This is a genomic window from Paraburkholderia ribeironis (assembly GCF_900019265.1).
Lineage (GTDB): Bacteria > Pseudomonadota > Gammaproteobacteria > Burkholderiales > Burkholderiaceae > Paraburkholderia > Paraburkholderia ribeironis.
The window spans coordinates 1-1903 of the sequence record NZ_CYGX02000087.1 but is presented as its reverse complement, the minus strand read 5'-3'; the positions used below and the strand labels follow the sequence as shown (position 1 = coordinate 1903).

Annotated in this window: 1 protein-coding gene; it reads left to right on the top strand. The window is 53.1% G+C overall.

From position 1 onward, the window contains the following. Window positions 1-635: 635 nt before the first annotated feature. A complete protein-coding gene (locus BN2475_RS29445; RefSeq protein ID WP_162844502.1) occupies window positions 636-1808 on the top strand; it encodes a porin in 1173 nt (390 codons plus the stop codon). Window positions 1809-1903: the final 95 nt, after the last annotated feature.

Here is a 1903-nt window from a genome sequence, read left to right as displayed (position 1 = left end):
GAGCGTAACAGACCAGCGCATCCGAATTGCACCACTACCCGATATTCCGTCACGCCGAGGTCAATTGTCCGGTACTGATCGAATGCTTACAAACAAAATGGCGGCTTTCATACATGGGTGGTCCCATTAAAACATTTTTTGGGAATTCCAACATGTCAGCAGTAAGCGATCGTATGGTGATGTGTGAGTTGTCCATCCGCTCGGATTAATGCTGCGTTCAAGACGCGTTCGTGCAAACCGTCGTTCGTCCCTGCTCTGCGCGGGCCGGTTTGGCTGCTGACAGCGACATAAATGACAGCGCTGCCGAAACTATTGACCGAGGTAGGGAGTTGCTAGTGCAATTTTGCACCAACTTCTCGTTATAGATGGCCTAAGTCGGCATAACCTATGCACGGAATTCTCACCGGTTTGAAGCGATACTGCGCTCGCAATCGAGGGCACGTCCGGACGCCATACGCCAGCGCGCTCGATGAGGACCTGGTACTGCGCGGGCAGCGGGCCTCGTCACTGTAATCCTTATGCAAAGGTAATGTCTAGGAGTCAGAGTCGCCTCGCTCCCCTCGGGGCGGATGACGGTCCGGCGAGTTAAGTCAAGGGGTCGTTACATAACTGGATGTTAGATAGGAAAAGTGATGATGCATAGTGATTTGATAAAGTTCTCGATCGGTATAGCTTTACTTGGAACGTGTTCATTCGCTAAGGCACAAAGTAGTGTGGCCCTTTACGGGGTTCTCGACGAAGGAATCATGTATCAAAGCAACGTTGCCGGCGGAAAGAGGCTTTCGCTTGATTCGCTTACCGGTGTCATGGGAAGTCGATTGGGCGTGACCGGAGTCGAGGACCTCGGCCGAACTTTGCATGCGATTTTCACCCTTGAATCGGGCGTGAACATAAACAACGGTCTGGCTGCTCAAGGCGGTCTGCTATTCGGACGTCAGGCATTCGTTGGCCTCAAAAGCGACAACTGGGGTGGCCTGACATTTGGACGTCAGTACGACATGATCTTCTACTTCCCCGAGTCACTCACTGCCGCAGCGCTCGTGGGAGGCGCACCGGCCGGGCACCCAAGTGATCTGGACAATGCGTACAACACGGTTCGAGTGAATAACTCGGTACGATACATGAGCCCTGACATCCGCGGCGTGACTTTCGGGGGGGAGTATAGTTTAGGTGGCGTTCCGGGAAATTTCACAACTACCAGCGGCTATTCCGTAGGTGCCGGCTACGCGAACGGACCATTAAAAGTGGGGGTGGCATTCGAGTATTTTAAGAACCCCACTGCAGCGCCAAGCGCAGGTTTTTTTACTGCTTATGGCAACGGGTCTTCTCCTCTTCAGGGTGCCCTCAACAAGGGATATGCTTCCGCCGAAACGTACCAGTCCGCAGTCGTAGGAGCCAACTATACGATCGGCCCAGTCATCCTGGCAGCTTCGTTCTCCAACGTTCAATACGCAAATCTCGGCGCGTCGCTCCGAGACGGAACTGCGGTATTCAACAATTACGACGTTGGAGGACTGTATCGTTTCAACCCAGCATGGACTGTCGCTGCATCATATGACTACTTGCACTCGAATGGCGTTTCAAACGCTGCGGGCCGCAAAATCGGGAACCAGCATTTCAACCAGATAACGATTGCGACCGACTACTTCTTGTCAAAAGGCACCGATGTGTATTTCGGAATTGGTTGGCAGCAAGCGTCGGGAATCTCGTCTCTCGGTACGCCCGCAGTTGCCAACATCACCAACATGAACGATTCATCCAGCAATCGTCAGATCCTTGCTCGCGCGGCCATCCGTCACAAATTCTGATTTGTGGGGATCTGGTGCAAATATCGCGGAGGCAAATCGGTTAAGGTATCGGGCTGGGTAGTGGTGCAATTCGGAAGCGCTGGTCTGTTACGCTC